Source organism: Pantoea sp. B550 (assembly GCF_024158165.1).
GTDB classification, from domain to species: domain Bacteria; phylum Pseudomonadota; class Gammaproteobacteria; order Enterobacterales; family Enterobacteriaceae; genus Pantoea; species Pantoea alfalfae.
The window spans coordinates 417,981-434,421 of record NZ_JAMYXI010000003.1 but is presented as its reverse complement, the minus strand read 5'-3'; the positions used below and the strand labels follow the sequence as shown (position 1 = coordinate 434,421).

Here is a 16,441-nt window from a genome sequence, read left to right as displayed (position 1 = left end):
TCGGGTGCTGGCCGCCAGGTTGCCAGCACCGCCAGAACATGATCCCGGTTCGCCTGACTATTGAGGGTAGAGAGATGAGTAAATTTGATAATAACGACGCTGATGCGGTAAATCCGGCACTGACGCGCATGATCACCGAAGGATCGCTGTCACGTCGCAGCCTGATGAAAATGCTTTCCGCTGGTGCGGTGATGAGCAGCGGGCTGGTGGGCTTTTCCGGGGCGGCACTGGCGGACGACAAGCCGGTCAAAGGCGGTAAAGTGCGGGCGGCAATGTCGAATGCTTCCGCTACCGACACGCTCGATCCGGCTAAAAGTAACAACAGCGCGGACTACACCCGTCAGTTCATGTTCTACAGCGGCCTGACCGAACTGGACAAAAACCTGATGGCGCAACCGGCGCTGGCCGAATCACTGGAGTCCAGCGACGGCATCACCTGGCATATTAAACTGCGGAAGGGCGTCACCTTCCATGATGGCAAACCGCTGACCGCTAAAGATGTGATCTTCTCGCTCAGCCGACACAAAGATCCGGCTATCGCCTCAATCGCCTTTAAGCTGGCCGATCAGTTCAAAACCTTCAGCGCAGTCAATGATAACGAGGTGCAGCTGGAGCTGAATAGCGCCAACTTTGACGTCCCTTACATGCTGGCGACGCCGCCTTTTTTGATTGTCAAAGACGGCACCACCGACTTCAGCAAAGGCATCGGCACCGGTCCGTTTGTCTGCAAAACCTTTATGCCAGGCACACGCACCATCGGCACCAAAAATCCCCATTACTACAAGCCCGGCTTGCCGCACCTGGATGAGGTGGAGCTGATTGGCGTTACCGACGGTGCAGCACGCGTCAATGCCCTGATGTCGGGCGATCTGCAGATGGTCTCCACCCTGACAGCCGCAGACTGCAAACGCATTAAAGCCAGCAGCGAGTTTGGCATACTGGAGAGCAAATCAGGCATGTACACCAACCTGATTATCCGCACCGACGTGAAACCGGGTAACAACGAAGACTTTGTGCTGGCGATGAAATATCTGCAGCCGCGCGACATGCTGGTGAAAACGGTACTGCAGGGTTATGGCGACGTCAGTAATGACACGCCGGTGCCGCCGTGGCATCCGCTCTACAACGCCGACCTCAAACCGCGTCCGCTCGACATAGAAAAAGCGAAGTTCCACATTAAAAAAGCGGGTATGGCTGGCGCGACAGTAGAGATCATCACGACGCCCAACATTGAAGGGGCGAACGAAGGCGGGCAGATGATCCAGCAGATGGCGCGCGGGGCAGGGCTGAATGTAAAAGTGCGACGTGTGCCGTATGACGGTTACTGGTCTTCGCACTGGATGAAAGATCCGGTGGGATATGGCTCGATAAATCCGCGTCCGACGCTCGACATGCTCTTCTCACAGTTTTATCTCTCTACCGCACCGAATAATGAATCGGGCTGGAAAAATCCCCAGTTTGATCAGCTGGTGGTCGCCGCGCGAGGGGAACGCGATCAGGCAAAGCGCAAGCAGATGTATGGCGATATGCAGACGCTGATTTATGACCACTGCGGCACGATCATCCCGACCTTTATCAGCTCCACCGATGGCTACAACAAAAAGGTTAAAGGGGTCGAAGCCTGGCCGTCAGGCATGATGATGGGCTATCGCTTCCATGAGTTTGCCTGGCTGACCGCCTGATCTCAGCCTGTCCCATCAGGCTATTCATAAGGAGTTCGCCGATGAACCGATACATGCTGTTCCTGATTGCCCGGCGCATTGGTGCTGGCATCCTGACGTTGCTTATCGTCTCGGCGGTGGTGTTTTTCATCACCAGCCTGCTGCCGGGTGACGCGGCGCAGATGATCCTTGGCCAGAATGCCACACCGGAAACGGTGGCGGCGTTACGGCAGCAACTGGGTCTCGATCAGCCTTTGCTGATGCGCTACTTCCACTGGCTGACAGGCATGGTGCAGGGCGACTTTGGCACCTCGTTTGCCAGCCATTTGCCGGTCTCGCAGCTGGTGGCGCAGCGCATTCCCGCCACCTTTGAACTGGCGGGCATCACCACGCTGATCTGCGTGCCGCTGGCGCTGATTATCGGCATTATTGCGGCGATGAATCGCGGTTCCCGGCTCGACCGGGCCCTGGTTATCGGCACCATGGCGACGGTGGCCGTGCCGGAGTTTCTGGTGGCGACGGTAGCGGTGCTGATTTTTGCCGTGAAGCTGCACTGGGTGTCGGCGATGTCGTTCGGCAGTCCGGATAGCGACCTGCTGAGTTACCTCAAAGCCTATGCGCTGCCGGTGCTGACGCTCTGCTGCGTGCTGGTGGCGCAGATGGCGCGTATGACGCGAGCCGCCATTATCAACCAGCTCGACAGCCCCTACCTGGAGATGGCGCTGCTGAAAGGGGTATCGCCGCTCCGCGCCGTGCTGCGTCATGCGCTACCCAACGCGGTTGGCCCGATCGCCAATGCGATTTCACTCAGCCTCTCCTACCTGTTTGGCGGCGTGATCATCATCGAAACCATCTTCAGCTATCCCGGTCTGGCCAGCCAGCTGGTGGATGCGGTCAGTAATCGCGACCTGCCGGTGGTGCAGCTCTGCGTGATGTTGTTCGCCGCCTGCTACCTGGTTCTGCTGCTGGCGGCCGACATTCTGACTATCGCCTTTAACCCGAAATGGAGAAGCGCATGAATACTCTCTTGTTGCCCTGGCGTTTCTTACAGTCGCTCTCCTGGTCAGGCCGGCTGGGTCTCATCATGTCGCTGTTCTGGCTGCTGATGGCGGTGTTTGGCACGCCACTGGCTCCGCACAGCATTGATGACATCGGCGGCGGTCCGCTGATGGGCGGCATGACGGCGGATAACCTGCTGGGGACCGACTACCTGGGACGCGACATGCTGAGCCGTATTCTCTACGGCGCGAAGTTCTCCATCGGTCTGGCGCTGAGTGCGGCACTGCTGGCCAGCCTGATCGGCACGCTGCTGGCGCTGCTGGCGGCGGTAACGGGACGCTGGCTGGAGGAGCTGCTGGGCCGCGTCAACGATGCCCTGCTGGTGCTGCCGGGCAAAGTGCTGTCGCTGATGATTGTCGCGGTGTTTGGCTCCTCGCTGCCCATGCTGATCCTCACGGCGGTGTTCACCTACTGGCCGGGCGCATTCCGCATCGCGTTTGCCATGGCCAGTTCGCTGCGCAGCATGGACTACGTCCGGGCATCACGGCTGCGGGGCGAAAGCCGCTGGTATATCGCCCTTCACGATATCCTGCCTAACATGGTGCACCCGATGCTGACGGACTTTGGCCTGCGCTTTGTCTACATCGTGCTGCTGCTGAGCGGCCTGAGCTTCCTTGGCCTGGGAGTGCAGCCGCCGTACGCTGACTGGGGCACGCTGGTTCGTGAAAATATGCAGGGGCTGTTTGATGGCTCGCCCGCGGTACTGATGCCCGCGCTGGCGATTGCCAGCCTGACCATTGGCGCCAACCTGTTTATAGACAGCCTGCAGGCGATGCGTCCGATGACGCTGGCGAAGGAGGGAGCATGAACGTGACACCACATACCGCCATGCCGGTGATTTCGGTGGATAAACTGCGCGTTACCGCGCAGACCGATCGCGGCGAAGAGATCGACCTCGTTTCCGACATTCACTTCACGGTGCAGAAGGGCGAGGTGCTGGCGCTGATTGGCGAATCCGGCTCCGGGAAAACCACTATCGCGATGGCGCTGATGGGCTATGCCCGCAGCGGCTGCCGCATCGCCGAGGGCAATATTCACGTTGCCGGCACCGACATTAACAGTCTGACACCGGGCCAGCTGCGCGCGTTTCGCGGCAATAAAGTCGCCTATATCGCCCAGAGCGCGGCGGCGTCATTTAATCCGGGCATGAAGATCCTCGACCAGGTGATTGAGCCGGTGGTTATTCACGGCACGATGACCCATAAAGACGCGAAAGCGAAAGCGATCGGCCTGTTCCGTGAGCTGGCGCTGCCCAATCCCGGGACCATTGGTGACCGGTTCCCGCACCAGGTGTCGGGTGGTCAGTTACAGCGTCTGATGACGGCGATGGCGCTGATTGGCGATCCCGACGTCGTGATCCTTGATGAGCCTACGACCGCACTGGATGTCACCACGCAGGTGGAAGTGCTGAAGGCGTTTCGCCGCGTGGTGGTGCAGCGCGGCGTCACCGCGATTTACGTCAGTCACGATCTGGCCGTGGTGGCACAGATGGCTGACCGGATTCTGGTGCTGCTGCGCGGTAAAATGGCGGAGTATGGCAGCACCGCGCACCTGATTGGCGCGCCGCAGGCAGAGTACACGCGGCTGCTGATGGACGCAGCGCGGCAGAAAGAGCGGCCCAGCAACTGGTGTCCGGCTGCCGCCGATATTCAGCCGCTGCTGGAAGTGCGCGATCTCTATGCCGGTTACGGTCCGCGCGGCAGCGACGGCCAGCCAAAAATACGCATTCTGGAGGAGATTAACCTTAAGCTGTGGAAAGGGCAGGCGATTGGCATCATCGGCGAGTCAGGTTCAGGCAAAACGACGCTGGCTCATGCCATTGCTGGTCTCAACGCGCCGAGCCACGGGCATATCCTGTTTAACGGCCACTATATTGCCGGCGATATGCAGAAACGTCCTGACAACGAGCTGCGGCGCATTCAGTATGTGTTCCAGATGGCAGATACCGCGCTGAATCCGGCCCATAGCGTTGAGCGCATCCTGTCGCGCCCGCTAACGCTGTTTCACGGCCTGAGCGGCGCAGCCCGACAGCAGCGACTTTATCAGCTGCTGGATCTGGTGCAGCTGCCACGCAGCGTACTGTGGCGGCGTCCCTGGGCACTCTCCGGCGGTCAGAAGCAGCGCGTCAACCTGGCGCGTGCGCTGGCAGCGGAGCCGGATCTGATTTTGTGTGATGAAGTGACCTCAGCGCTGGATACTGTGGTCGCCGCCGCCGTCCTCGACTTAATCAGCGAACTGCGCCGCGAACTGGGGCTTTCCGTGATCTTCATCAGCCACGACATGCATGCGGTGCGCGCGGTGTGCGACGAAATTGTGGTGATGAAAAGCGGTCGCATCGTCACCCAGCTGGCACGCAACGACTACGACAAGCCGACCAGCGAGTTGTATTTCGAGCGGCTGAAGCGCGCAGTGCCGGAGCTGCGGCAGGGCTGGCTGGATGAGCATGAAGAGATTTTAAAAGCGGAGTGAGTTGCCGCTGAGCCTTACGGGCAACTGAATTTATCCGTCTGCATAGTACTGATGTGCAAGGCAGGCGGCGTGGGTCAGCGTACAGCGGCGACGTCGCTCTGCGCCAGACCCGATACTGACAACAGAGGTCATCTTGTTATGCCCGCACCGATTCGTTATGTACAGGACAGTGCTGACTTTCCCGATTCCGCCGATGTGGTGGTGATTGGCGCCGGTATCGCCGGTGCCGCCGCCACCTGGGAGCTGGCGAAGCAGGGAGTGAAGGTGGTGCTGATTGAAAAAGGACTGGTCGGCGCTGAGCAGTCAAGCCGCAACTGGGGCTGGTGCCGCCAGCAAAACCGTGATGAGCGTGAGCTGCCGCTGATTATCTATGCGCTGCAACGCTGGGGGGAGCTCAGTGAAGAAACCGGCGAAGAGCTGGGTTTCCGCCGCAGCGGGCTGGTTTACGCCACGCAGGCAGAGTCGGATATCGCGGCCTGGGATAAGTGGAACCAGATGGCGAAAGGCTATGGCATGCGCAGTTCGATTCTCACCGCAGAGCAGGCTAAAGCGATGACGCCCGGCAGCACCACAAACTGGCTGGGCGGTCTCTCGTCGCCCACCGATGGTCACGCCGAGCCGCGCCTGGCGGCGCCTGGGCTGGTGGCTGGCGCGCAGAAAAAGGGTGCACTGCTGTTTCAGCAGTGCGCCGTGCGGGGACTGGATATCGCCGCCGGACGGGTCAGCGGCGTCTGGACCGAGCGCGGTCTGATCAAAACCAGCCGGGTTATCTGTGCCGCCGGGGCCTGGACCTCCATGTTCTGCCGTCGTCACGGCATCGACCTGCCGCTGGGCAACGTGATTGGCACGGCCTTCCGCACGCAGCCCATTGAGCAGGCGATCGCCATGCCGCTCTACACACCGGGCTTCGCCTGTCGCCCACAAATGGATGGCAGCTATACCGTGTCAGTATCTGGTCGTGGTCGTCTGGAGCCGGGCGCACAGGGGCTGCGCTATGCCCGTCAGTTCTATCCGACCTTTAAGAGCCGCCGCAAGAATCTGACCCTGAATCTCGGCCTGTCACCGTTCTTCAACGGCCCTGAGGCGATGGGGGGCTGGTCATTCGACCGCGAGTCGCCGTTTGAGCGGATGCGCATTCTCGATCCGGCAGCGGATGCAAAAATCGTGGAAGAAGGACTGGCGGCAATGCGGCGTGAATACCCGGCGCTGGCGAATCTCCGGCTGGCGCAGTCATGGGGCGGCATGATTGACAGCACCCCGGACGCCATTCCGGTTATCTCCACCGTGGCGAAACTGCCGGGGCTGGTGCTCTCGGCGGGTTATAGCGCCCACGGTTTCGGTATCGGACCGGGTGCCGGACGACTGGCCGCCGATCTGGCGACCGACGCCACACCCATCGTCGATCCGACCCCTTACCGCTACAGCCGTCTGGTTGACGGCAGCGGACTTGACACGCCAGGCATGATGTAAGGAGAACGCGAATGAGCCTGACAATACGCGCAATGACGCCAGACGATCTCGACCCATGTTTCGCCTTAACGCAGGCGCTGAAATGGCCCCACCGACGTGAAGACTGGCAGCTGGCGTTACAACTGGGCGAAGGCATAGTAATAGAAGAGCAGGGCAAACTGATGGGCAGCGCTGTGCTCTGGCGCTGGGGTGACCGTGCCGCCACGGTGGGACTGGTGATTATCGATAACCAGCAGCAGGGACGCGGCCTCGGCAAGCAGCTGATGCTGGCGCAGCTGGAAAAACTGCCCGACGTTAACGTGCGTCTGCACGCCACCGAAATGGGCAAAGGGCTGTATGAAAAACTTGGCTTTGTCAGCTGTGGTGAGATCCGTCAGCACCAGACGCGTGCAGTTACCACGCTGCCAGAGGTGGTGATCCCCGCGGGGCTGAAACTGCGCCCGGCGACAGTAGCCGATCGTGACACGCTGGTCACGCTGGATCAGCAGGCACACGGCATGCATCGTCCGGCGCTGATTGAGCATTTAGTGCGCGACTGCCAGACGGTGCTCTTAGAGGACGCGGCACAGCGGATTCAGGGCTTCGCCAGCCTGCGCCGCTTTGGTCACGGCTGGGCGATTGGCCCGGTGATAGCGGCGGATTTCCCGATGGCTCAGGCGCTGGTCGCCTCGCTGATGCAGTCGCTGCAGGGTGAGTTTCTGCGCATCGACACCGATGCCGCGCTGCCGATGGCAGCCTGGCTTGAACGTCTTGGTATCCCTCAGGTCGATGCGCCCACCACCATGGTGCGCGGCACGCCCTGGACGCCGCAGGGTATGCACGCATTTGGACTGATGACGCAGGCGATGGCCTGATGCATATCGTCTATAAATCGGAGCCGGAACGAGGCCGGATCTGGCAGCGCTGGCTGGCGGAACATGCGCCTGATATTCAGCTGCATCTCTGGCCGGAGACCGGTGATCCGGAGCAGGTTGAGGCTCTGGTCGCCTGGCAGCCACCAGCTGACATTCCGGCGCTGTTTCCCCGCCTGAAACTGCTGTTCTCGGTGGGGGCCGGTGCCGATCAGTTTGACTTCAGCACGCTGCCGCCCGACCTGCCGGTAATCAGAATGATCGAGCCAGGCCTGACGCAGGGCATGGTGGAATATGTCACCTTCGCGGTGCTCGGTCTGCATCGCGACATGCCGCGCTATTTCCATCAGCAACGCCAGCAACAGTGGCAGCCTCATGCAGCCATACCTGCCGGGCAGCGTCGGGTCGGCGTGATGGGGCTTGGCGAACTGGGGCAGGCCGCGTTAGCCTGGCTGGTGGCGCTGGGCTTTGACTGCGCAGGCTGGAGCCGCACACCGCGCGAGTGCCCCGGTGTGCGCTGCTGGCACGGCGCGGATCAACTCGCTGACTTCCTGGCGCACAGCGAGATTCTGGTCTGCCTGCTGCCGCTGACCGACACCACCCAGGGTTTGCTGAATCAGTCCCTGTTCAGCCAGCTACCGCACGGCGCGGCGCTGGTACAGGCCGGACGCGGCCCGCAGCTGAATCATGATGATCTGCTGCAGGCGCTGGAGAGCGGTCAGCTCCGCGCCGCCGTCATTGACGTCACCGATCCGGAGCCGTTACCGCCGGGCCATCCCTTCTGGCACCATCCCGCCATCTGGCTGACGCCGCACATTGCCAGCCAGACGCAGAATGAGAGTGCCATTGCGGCCCTGCTGGAGAATCTGCGGCGCTACCAGCGTGGTGAGCCGCTGCACGGTGAGATTGACCGTTCGCGAGGATATTAAGATGGAACATTTAGTGGTACTGCGCCGCGACCTGCATGTGCACCCGGAGCTGGGTTTTCAGGAGCAGCGCACCAGCGACATCGTGGCGAACTTCCTGCACCAGCTGGGCATCGAGGTGCATCGCGGCATCGGTAAAACCGGCGTGGTCGGGATACTGAAAAAGGGCACCAGTGAACGCATGATTGGCCTGCGCGCCGATATGGATGCGCTGCCGATGCAGGATCAAGGCGGCACGGAATGGCAAAGTCAGGCAGAGCAGGTGAGTCACGCCTGCGGCCACGATGGTCACACCGTGATGCTGCTGGGTGCCGCTGAAAAACTGGCGCGGGTCGTCAGCTTTGACGGCAGCGTCTGCTTTATCTTCCAGCCTGCTGAAGAGGGACTGGCGGGTGCAAAAGCGATGATCGACGACGGCCTCTTCAGCCGCTTTCCCTGTGAGGCGGTCTACGCCATTCACAACTGGCCGGAACTGCCGCTCGGTCAGGTACAGACCCGCCCTGGCCCGATTATGGCAGCGGCCGACCGCTTTGATATCAGGGTGCTGGGCGGCGGCGGCCACGCCGCGCAGCCACACCTTACACGCGACACCCTGCTGGCGGCCAGCGAGCTGGTGGTGCAGCTCAATACGCTGGTTTCACGCGCACTCGACCCGTGTGAAACCGCGCTGCTCACCGTCACACGGATGCAGGGTGGCTTTTCACACAACATGATCCCGGCCGAGGCGAGTATCACCGGCACGGTGCGTACCTTCAGCCCGGCGGCGCAGGATACGATTGAAGTGCGGCTGCGCCAGATGGCGGAGCACGTCACGGCGGCTCATGGCCTGCGCGCAGAAGTGAACTATCAGCGTTACTACCCGGCGACGATTAACAGCGCGACGGAAGCGCAGTTTTGTCTGGAGGCGCTGACGCAGGCGGGCATACCGGTTGACACCGCGGCCAGACCCGCGCTCACCTCGGAAGATTTCGCTTTTATGTTACAGGCGTGTCCCGGTGCCTATCTGTGGCTGGGATCGGCACCCTGCAAGCCATTGCACCATGCCGCTTATGACTTCAACGATGCGCTGATCCCGCATGGCGTTAACGTTTTTGTCGCGCTGGTACGCCAGGCGCTGGCAGAGAAATTTCCCTGCTGAATGCAGCGGGATTTTGACAGGAAATGCCGCTGCCTCGAAAATTACGGCAGCGTGAGAAACCAGCGGGTTGCGATACTTGAGCCAACCGAACGTTACGTGGATGAGGGTTTAAAATGCAGAATGTCATGGCAGAGCAGCAAGCATACTCCGATAACAGCCTGTTACTGGATGCACGCGAGCAGAACGTGCCGCGCGGTGTAGTGACCGCCCATCCGCTGGTGATTGAACGCGCCAGAGGCAGTGAAGTGTGGGACGTTGAGGGCAATCGCTATCTCGACTTTGTTGGCGGCATCGGCGTGCTGAATGTCGGTCACAATCACCCGGCGGTAGTCAATGCGGTGACCCGCCAGCTTGGTCTGGTGTCACACGCCTGTTTTCAGGTGGTGGCCTATCCGGGCTACATTGAGCTGGCGCAGCGGCTGAATAGACTGGTGGGTGGCGATGAGGCGTACAAAAGTGTCTTCTTCACCAGCGGCGCCGAAGCGGTGGAAAATGCGGTGAAGATTGCCCGCTCACACACTCAGCGCCCCGGCATTATCGCGTTTGATGGCGCGTTTCATGGCCGCACCCTGCTGGGCGTCACCCTGACCGGCATGTCCGCGCCATACAAACAGAACTTTGGCCCGTTCCCCGGCGACATCTATCGTCTTCCCTTCCCGAATCCACTGCACGGCGTGACGGAAGCGGACTGCCTGAAGGCGCTGGATCAGCTATTCGCGGTGCAGATCCTGCCGGAGCGTGTGGCGGCGATTATCATTGAGCCGGTTCAGGGCGACGGCGGCTTCCTGCCCGCTGGCCCGGCATTTATGCAGGCGTTGCGTCGCATTACCAGCCAGCACGGCATTCTGCTGATTTGTGATGAAATCCAGTCCGGCTTCGGGCGTACCGGCACGATGTTCGCCTTCCAGCAACTGGGTATCACACCCGATTTAGTCACGCTGGCGAAAAGCCTGGGCGGGGGGCTGCCGATTTCTGGCGTGGTGGGGCGTGCGGAGATCATGGAGGCACCGACGCCTGGCGGGTTAGGCGGTACTTATGGCGGCAACGCACTGGCCTGTGCGGCGGCACTGGCGGTGCTGGATCTGTTTGAGCATGAGAACCTGCTGCAGCGTTCCTGTCAGCTCGGCGAACAGCTCAATGCCCGTCTGCGACAGCTGGCGGATAAATATGCCTGCATCGGTGACGTGCGCGGTGTGGGCTTCATGCAGGCGGTAGAAATTCTTGATTTCGAAACCGGTCGTCCCGATGCGGCGCTGACCCAGAAGATCCTCGACAGCGCCTGTCAGGAAGGACTGCTGCTGATTAAGTGCGGCCTGCATCGCAACACCATCCGTTTCCTGGCACCGCTGGTCACTACCGACTCACAGCTGGAAGAGGCGCTGCATATTTTCGATATTGCGCTGGCACGTGCCACCGGCCGGCTGGGTTAAACCGTATTCCTCATTGATTTTGTTAGAGTAATTTGAAAATCTCCCGCTGGTATAACCACTGCGAAGCGCTGGCGCGTTTACGGTAAAGCATGTTATATCTTCGGGAGGTTCTGAACATTTGATTGCGCGCCTGGCCCAACAGGCTCTGACAATGAGGGGGGTGCTATGAACGGCTTAATGAAACTCGACCGCATCGACATCAACATCCTGGTGCAACTCCAGAAAGATGGCCGTATCAGCAACGTTAACCTCGCCGACGCCGTAGGCCTCTCGCCCAGCCCCTGTCTGCAACGGGTCAAACGTCTGGAACAGGCCGGTTTTATCACCGGTTATGAAGCGCACATTAATCTCACCCGCATCACTGATTCAGTGACTGTCTTTACCGAAGTCACCCTGTCCGGCCATCGCCGCGAAGATTTTATGAAATTTGAAAGTGCGATGCGCGACGTCGATGAACTGATGGAGTGCCATCTGATCACCGGCGGCTATGACTATCTGCTGCGCTTTATTACCCGCAGCATTGAACATTACCAGGAAGTGATTGAGAAGATGCTCGACGCGCAGATCGGCATCGATAAGTACTTCAGCTATATCGTCATCAAATCCCCGATCATGAAAAGCAGCGTGCCATTACGCTCGCTCATCGGCAAACATAACTCAGTCGAATTCGGCGTATAACGGGCGGTCGCCTCTCGCCACCTCCCCGGTGGAGAGGGCGGCCACACGCATTGTCTCTGTCTGCTGTTCCCCCCACCCACCTTTGTTCACAGACGGGCTTCCTTTCCCCTTTAACCTTTGCGATTTTTCCCTCAGCATAAAATTTTTTCCCTGCCCAAAATTCAGTCGCTCTGTCCGGTTTTGTCGCGTGCTACGGCCTCAATCGTTGAGCGAACCCTTTTACACTGAATTCAACCGATACAAGGAGTTGTGATGGACTCACTACTGATTGCTGACCAGCAGTGGCAGCGCGATGCGTTCACTGTCTCTACCGATCGCCAGCGGCTCGATCTGGCCTGGATCCACATCCAGCTGGCGGAGAAGTCGTACTGGGCCAAAGGCCAGCCGGAAGCGAAAACCCGGCGGGCGATTGCCGGTTCGCTGCCGTTTGGCCTCTATCACCAGCAGGCACAGATTGGCTTTGCCCGACTAATCACCGACTACACCCGCTTTGGCTGGCTGTGCGACGTGATAATTGATGAAAACTGGCGTGGTCACGGGCTGGGTAGCTGGCTGGCGACCTGTGTTCGTGAACACCCGGAGCTGCAAACGGTGCATCGCTGGATGCTCTCAACCCAGGATGCGCATCAGGTCTACCAACGGCTCGGCTGGCGTGTGGTGCAGCATCCCGAGGCGCTGATGGAATTTCCCCCTTCCTGACACTGGAGTTAACCCGATATGCGATACCGCGTTGGCGTGGATATTGGTGGTTCCTTTACCGATTTCGCCGTGCTCGATCAGCAAACGAACCAGATCCACACCCTGAAGGTCCTGTCGCGACCGGATAAGCCCGGCAGCGAAATCTTAACCGGGCTGGCGCAGTTTCAGCAGCAGCAGGGCATTGATCCCGCTGAAATTGGCTACTTCACTCACGGCACCACGGTAGGCATCAATGCGGTGATCCAGCGGCGCGGCGTGCGGCTGGCGCTGTTTGCCACCGAGGGCTTCTGCGATGTACTGGAGCTGGCCCGGCTGAAAATCCCGCATATCCATGACCTTTTCTCACGGCATGCAGCGCCGCTGATTACCCGTGACAGGGTGTTTGCCATCCGCGAACGCAGCGACGCGCAGGGCAACATACTGCAACCCGTGGATCGCCAGAGTGTGCTCGACGCAATCCATCAGGCACGCGCTGCCGGCTGTCAGGGCATTGTGGTGTCGCTGCTGCACAGCTATCGCAACCGACACAATGAAGCGGCGGTGAAGGCGATTATCGATGAGGTGGCACCTGAACTGCTGACCTCCTGTTCCGCCGACATCTGGCCGATCATCCGCGAATATGAACGCACCATCACCGCCACCATCAACGCCTACGTGCAGCCGATGGTCATTCACTACCTGGAATCCTTTGAGCAGGCACTGCAACGGCTTGGCGTTAAGCCACCGCCGCGCATCACCAAATCCAACGGCGGGGTAATGGGCGTTGACCAGGCGAAGCGCGAATGTGTGCAGATGGTGCTCTCCGGCACCGCATCCGGCGTGATTGGCGCCAGTTACCTCGCCAGCGCCTGCGGTTTTGACAAAATCCTCAGCCTGGATATCGGCGGCACCAGCGCCGACGTGGCGGTGATCATCGACGGCAAGGTGGCGCAGGGCAATGGCGAAATCATCGGGGATTTCCCGATCTTTATTCCTTCCGTCGCTGTGACCTCGGTGGGTCAGGGCGGCGGCTCGCTGGCGTGGATTGATGGGCAGGGCGTATTGCAGATGGGGCCGGACAGCGCCGGTTCGCTACCCGGGCCGGTCTGCTTCCAGCGCGGCGGCACGCAGCCGACCGCTACCGATGCCTTTGCCGCCTGCGGCATGATGGGCCACGGTGCGCTGGGTTATGACGCGGTGACGGTGGATGTTGCCGCCGCCTGTGCGGCCTGGCAGCCGCTGGCGGATGCGCTCGCAATTTCGGTTGAAGAAACCGCCGAGACCGCTATCCAGCTGGCGATCTCCAGCATGTACAGCGACACCAGCGGCCTGCTGTCGCGCTTTGGCCTCGATCCACGTGAATTCTGGTTCCTCGCCTTTGGCGGCGCGGGACCGATGATGGGCTGTTTTCTCGCCCGCGAACTGAACATGAAAGGGGTGATCGTGCCGCCGACGCCGGGCGTGCTCTCCGCGCTGGGCGGGCTGGTGGCGGACATCCGCAACGACTTTATCCGTACGCTCTACGGCGATCTGACGCCTGCGCTGGCCGACACCTTAGCCAGTGAAGCCGACGCCTTGCAGCAGCGCGCCTGCGGCTGGCTGGCGCAGGAGCACGGCAGCGACATGCCATACAGCCTGCAGTTCAGCGCGGATATGCGCTATCGCGGTCAGTCGTTTGAAATCGACGTGCCGCTGGAGGCGAGCTGGCTGGTGCAGGCGGACTTCGCTGCGCTGCATGACGCCTTTGACCGGCAGCACCAGCAGCTGTTTGGTCACTGTGACCCGGAGGCGCCAGTGCAGCTGATCACCCTGCGGCTGGTGATGACCTCACCGACGCCGAAACCGGTGCTCATCACACTTCCCCCCGCCACAGCACCCGTGCCGGTCCTGAAACAGACCAGAGCCTGGATCGACGGCGGCTGGCATCAGATCGATTTAGTGCTGCGTTCAGTGCTGCGTGCCGGACATCAGCTCAGTGGCCCGGTCATCATCGCCCAGGACGACTGCACCACCTGCGTGCCGCCCGGCATGAGCGTCACGGTCGATTCATTCGGTAATCTGCTCATCACGGCGAACGAGGCATAACATGGCGATTGACGGACGTAACTTACAGATCCTGGCGAACTACTGCGCCGCTGCGGCTGATGCGATGGCCTTTACGCTGATGCGTACCGCGCACTCCACTTTCGTGAAAGAGACGGAAGATTTCTCCTGCCAGATTGTCAGCCGCAGCGGGCTGGCATTTGCCTCGCCGCGCAGCTTTGGCGCGCCCTGGTACAGCGGCATCGACTATGCGCCGGTGCTGGCGCTGATAGAGGAGTACGCCGAGGGCGACATCTGTATTACCAACGACGCCTACGCCGGTAACGTGGCAACTCACTCGCCCGATATCCACATCTGGAAGCCGGTATTCCATCAGGGCGAAATTGTCTGCTTCGTGGTCGGTCACATTCACAACACCGACGTCGGCGGCGCAGTGCCTGCCTCGCTGTCGCGCTCGCTGACCGATATCGTGCAGGAGGGTATTCGCATCCCGCCGCTGAAGATCATACAACAGGGTCAGCTCAACGAAGAGGTCGCCAGCATTATGCGGCTCAACGTCCGGGTGCCTGATCAGAACTGGGGCGATTTCAAGGCGCAGCTGGCGTCGGTGAACGTGGGCGAGCGCAAAATCCACGACATCATTGCCCGCTTTGGCATTGATGATTTTTTGCAGGGCATTGAGGGCATTCTCGATTATGCCGAAGCGCAGGCGCGCACGATTATCAGTACCATTCCCGACGGTGAATACTTTTACGCCGACTACGCCGATGAAGATGGCGAGGGCGGCTATCCCTGTCGCATCGCCATTACGCTGCGGGTGCAGGGCGACCGGCTGGAGCTGGACTACACCGGCAGCGATCCGCAGCTGGCGTCGTCGCTGAACATGCCGACTGGCGGGCGCGAGCGGCATCCGCTGGCGCTGGTGGGCGTCACCTATGTGCTATCAACGCTGGACCGTTCGCTGCTGCTTAACGCCGGTACGCTGCGGCCAACCCGGGCAATTCTGCCGCCAGGCACGGTGATGAACTGTGAAGCACCTGCAGCAGTGGGGATGCGTTCGCTGACCTGTGCACTGTCGCAGATTGCGACGATTGGCGTCTTCTCGCTGGCGATGCCGGACCGACTGCCCGCGAACTCACCGGGCGGCAACTCGATTATGAACATCCGCACTCAGACGCAGAACCGCAGCGTAGTCGCCTCACTGGGGCCGGTGGGCGGTGGGGCGGGCGGCACGCCGCATCATGACGGACCCGATGGTTCTGGCGGGCTTTCCGCCTTTCTGAAAAACACCCCGATTGAGATCAACGAAGCGGAAGTGCCGATTCGCTTCCATCGCTACGGACTGGCGCAGGACAGCGCCGGCGCCGGTCGCTATCGCGGCGGCCTGGCGACCGAAATGGCGTTCGAGATTTTCTCGCCCAACACCACCATTACCGCGCGCAACCGTAACCGGTCAGTGTTTGCCTCGGCGGGTGTAGTGGGCGGACAGAGCGGTGCGCTGTCGACCTTCCGTACCCGGCGCAACGGTGAAGTCATTAATCACGGTAACACCGATGTGATCCACTGCCAGCCAGGTGATGTGGTCGACGTGCGCGGACCCGGTGCAGGCGGTTACGGCCTGCCGTCACAGCGCGATGTTGAGGCGGTCATGCAGGATGTGCGCTGTGGGTATCTCAGCGTCGCGGCGGCCAGAGCGCAGTATGGCGTGGTGGTAGTGGATAACCGCGTGGATCAGGCGGCGACAGAAAGGTTGCGCGCCGACATGCCGCAGCAGGTCGCACACCATTTTGAGCACGGCGAAGCACGGAGTCGCTTCGAAACGTGCTGGACGCCTCAGCGTTATCAGTTGCTGACCGCCTTTCTGGCAAACGCGCCGGTGAGCTGGCGTCACTTCCTGAAAACCCAGGTATTCCGGGCGGTGGAGGAGACAGGCGAAACGGCGGATATGGCGCAAATATTCAGTGATTTGCGTCAGCGATACCCGGCAATGGCGAACAGTTAACGGTGATGGCTCATCGTCTACTACGCTTTAAGTCTG

General features: G+C 60.6%; 13 protein-coding genes. All 13 read left to right on the top strand.

What is annotated here, in order from left to right:
* Nucleotides 1-74 precede the first annotated feature (74 nt).
* On the top strand, nt 75-1,682 hold the full coding sequence (locus tag NIM72_RS05180) for an ABC transporter substrate-binding protein (RefSeq protein ID WP_161735942.1): 1,608 nt from the start codon (nt 75-77) through the stop codon (nt 1,680-1,682).
* 41 nt (nt 1,683-1,723) lie between these two features.
* Nucleotides 1,724-2,680, top strand: coding sequence for an ABC transporter permease (locus tag NIM72_RS05175; RefSeq protein ID WP_010247875.1), 957 nt, complete (start codon nt 1,724-1,726; stop codon nt 2,678-2,680).
* Nucleotides 2,677-3,528: an ABC transporter permease gene (locus tag NIM72_RS05170; RefSeq protein WP_161735940.1), complete on the top strand. Its 852-nt coding sequence runs from the start codon at nt 2,677-2,679 to the stop codon at nt 3,526-3,528. Before NIM72_RS05175 ends, NIM72_RS05170 begins: the two co-directional genes overlap by 4 nt.
* Nucleotides 3,525-5,189, top strand: a complete 1,665-nt coding sequence (locus NIM72_RS05165; RefSeq protein ID WP_253419148.1) for an ABC transporter ATP-binding protein — start codon at nt 3,525-3,527, stop codon at nt 5,187-5,189. The genes NIM72_RS05170 and NIM72_RS05165 overlap by 4 nt, the downstream gene beginning before the upstream one ends.
* A gap of 138 nt (nt 5,190-5,327) precedes the next feature.
* Nucleotides 5,328-6,659 (top strand): FAD-binding oxidoreductase, encoded by a 1,332-nt coding sequence (locus NIM72_RS05160; RefSeq protein ID WP_161735948.1) that lies wholly within the window; start codon nt 5,328-5,330, stop codon nt 6,657-6,659.
* A gap of 11 nt (nt 6,660-6,670) precedes the next feature.
* Nucleotides 6,671-7,513: a GNAT family N-acetyltransferase gene (locus NIM72_RS05155; protein ID WP_253419145.1), complete on the top strand. Its 843-nt coding sequence runs from the start codon at nt 6,671-6,673 to the stop codon at nt 7,511-7,513.
* Nucleotides 7,513-8,439, top strand: coding sequence for a glyoxylate/hydroxypyruvate reductase A (locus NIM72_RS05150; protein WP_253419141.1), 927 nt, complete (start codon nt 7,513-7,515; stop codon nt 8,437-8,439). Before NIM72_RS05155 ends, NIM72_RS05150 begins: the two co-directional genes overlap by 1 nt.
* A 1-nt stretch (nt 8,440) precedes the next feature.
* Complete coding sequence (locus NIM72_RS05145) at nt 8,441-9,574, top strand: M20 aminoacylase family protein (RefSeq protein ID WP_253419138.1); 1,134 nt, start codon at nt 8,441-8,443, stop codon at nt 9,572-9,574.
* 113 nt (nt 9,575-9,687) lie between these two features.
* Nucleotides 9,688-11,004, top strand: coding sequence for a 4-aminobutyrate--2-oxoglutarate transaminase (gene gabT / locus NIM72_RS05140; RefSeq protein WP_161735935.1), 1,317 nt, complete (start codon nt 9,688-9,690; stop codon nt 11,002-11,004).
* Nucleotides 11,005-11,169: 165 nt separating this feature from the next.
* Nucleotides 11,170-11,682, top strand: coding sequence for an Lrp/AsnC family transcriptional regulator (locus tag NIM72_RS05135; protein ID WP_010247853.1), 513 nt, complete (start codon nt 11,170-11,172; stop codon nt 11,680-11,682).
* A 252-nt stretch (nt 11,683-11,934) separates the two neighbouring features.
* The gene (locus tag NIM72_RS05130) at nt 11,935-12,381 is read left to right on the top strand and encodes a GNAT family N-acetyltransferase (protein ID WP_253419135.1); all 447 of its coding nucleotides are present in this window, start codon (nt 11,935-11,937) and stop codon (nt 12,379-12,381) included.
* An 18-nt stretch (nt 12,382-12,399) separates the two neighbouring features.
* Nucleotides 12,400-14,445, top strand: a complete 2,046-nt coding sequence (locus tag NIM72_RS05125) for a hydantoinase/oxoprolinase family protein (RefSeq protein ID WP_253419132.1) — start codon at nt 12,400-12,402, stop codon at nt 14,443-14,445.
* A 1-nt stretch (nt 14,446) separates the two neighbouring features.
* Nucleotides 14,447-16,405, top strand: coding sequence for a hydantoinase B/oxoprolinase family protein (locus NIM72_RS05120; protein ID WP_222925304.1), 1,959 nt, complete (start codon nt 14,447-14,449; stop codon nt 16,403-16,405).
* Nucleotides 16,406-16,441: the final 36 nt, after the last annotated feature.

What these genes read in the sequence shown, in the direction of transcription:
- NIM72_RS05180 (WP_161735942.1), top strand. Translation starts at nt 75, where the DNA reads ATGAGTAAATTTGATAATAACGACGCTGATGCGGTAAATCCGGCACTG.
- NIM72_RS05175 (WP_010247875.1), top strand. Translation starts at nt 1,724, where the DNA reads ATGAACCGATACATGCTGTTCCTGATTGCCCGGCGCATTGGTGCTGGC.
- NIM72_RS05170 (WP_161735940.1), top strand. Translation starts at nt 2,677, where the DNA reads ATGAATACTCTCTTGTTGCCCTGGCGTTTCTTACAGTCGCTCTCCTGG.
- NIM72_RS05165 (WP_253419148.1), top strand. Translation starts at nt 3,525, where the DNA reads ATGAACGTGACACCACATACCGCCATGCCGGTGATTTCGGTGGATAAA.
- NIM72_RS05160 (WP_161735948.1), top strand. Translation starts at nt 5,328, where the DNA reads ATGCCCGCACCGATTCGTTATGTACAGGACAGTGCTGACTTTCCCGAT.
- NIM72_RS05155 (WP_253419145.1), top strand. Translation starts at nt 6,671, where the DNA reads ATGAGCCTGACAATACGCGCAATGACGCCAGACGATCTCGACCCATGT.
- NIM72_RS05150 (WP_253419141.1), top strand. Translation starts at nt 7,513, where the DNA reads ATGCATATCGTCTATAAATCGGAGCCGGAACGAGGCCGGATCTGGCAG.
- NIM72_RS05145 (WP_253419138.1), top strand. Translation starts at nt 8,441, where the DNA reads ATGGAACATTTAGTGGTACTGCGCCGCGACCTGCATGTGCACCCGGAG.
- gabT (WP_161735935.1), top strand. Translation starts at nt 9,688, where the DNA reads ATGCAGAATGTCATGGCAGAGCAGCAAGCATACTCCGATAACAGCCTG.
- NIM72_RS05135 (WP_010247853.1), top strand. Translation starts at nt 11,170, where the DNA reads ATGAACGGCTTAATGAAACTCGACCGCATCGACATCAACATCCTGGTG.
- NIM72_RS05130 (WP_253419135.1), top strand. Translation starts at nt 11,935, where the DNA reads ATGGACTCACTACTGATTGCTGACCAGCAGTGGCAGCGCGATGCGTTC.
- NIM72_RS05125 (WP_253419132.1), top strand. Translation starts at nt 12,400, where the DNA reads ATGCGATACCGCGTTGGCGTGGATATTGGTGGTTCCTTTACCGATTTC.
- NIM72_RS05120 (WP_222925304.1), top strand. Translation starts at nt 14,447, where the DNA reads ATGGCGATTGACGGACGTAACTTACAGATCCTGGCGAACTACTGCGCC.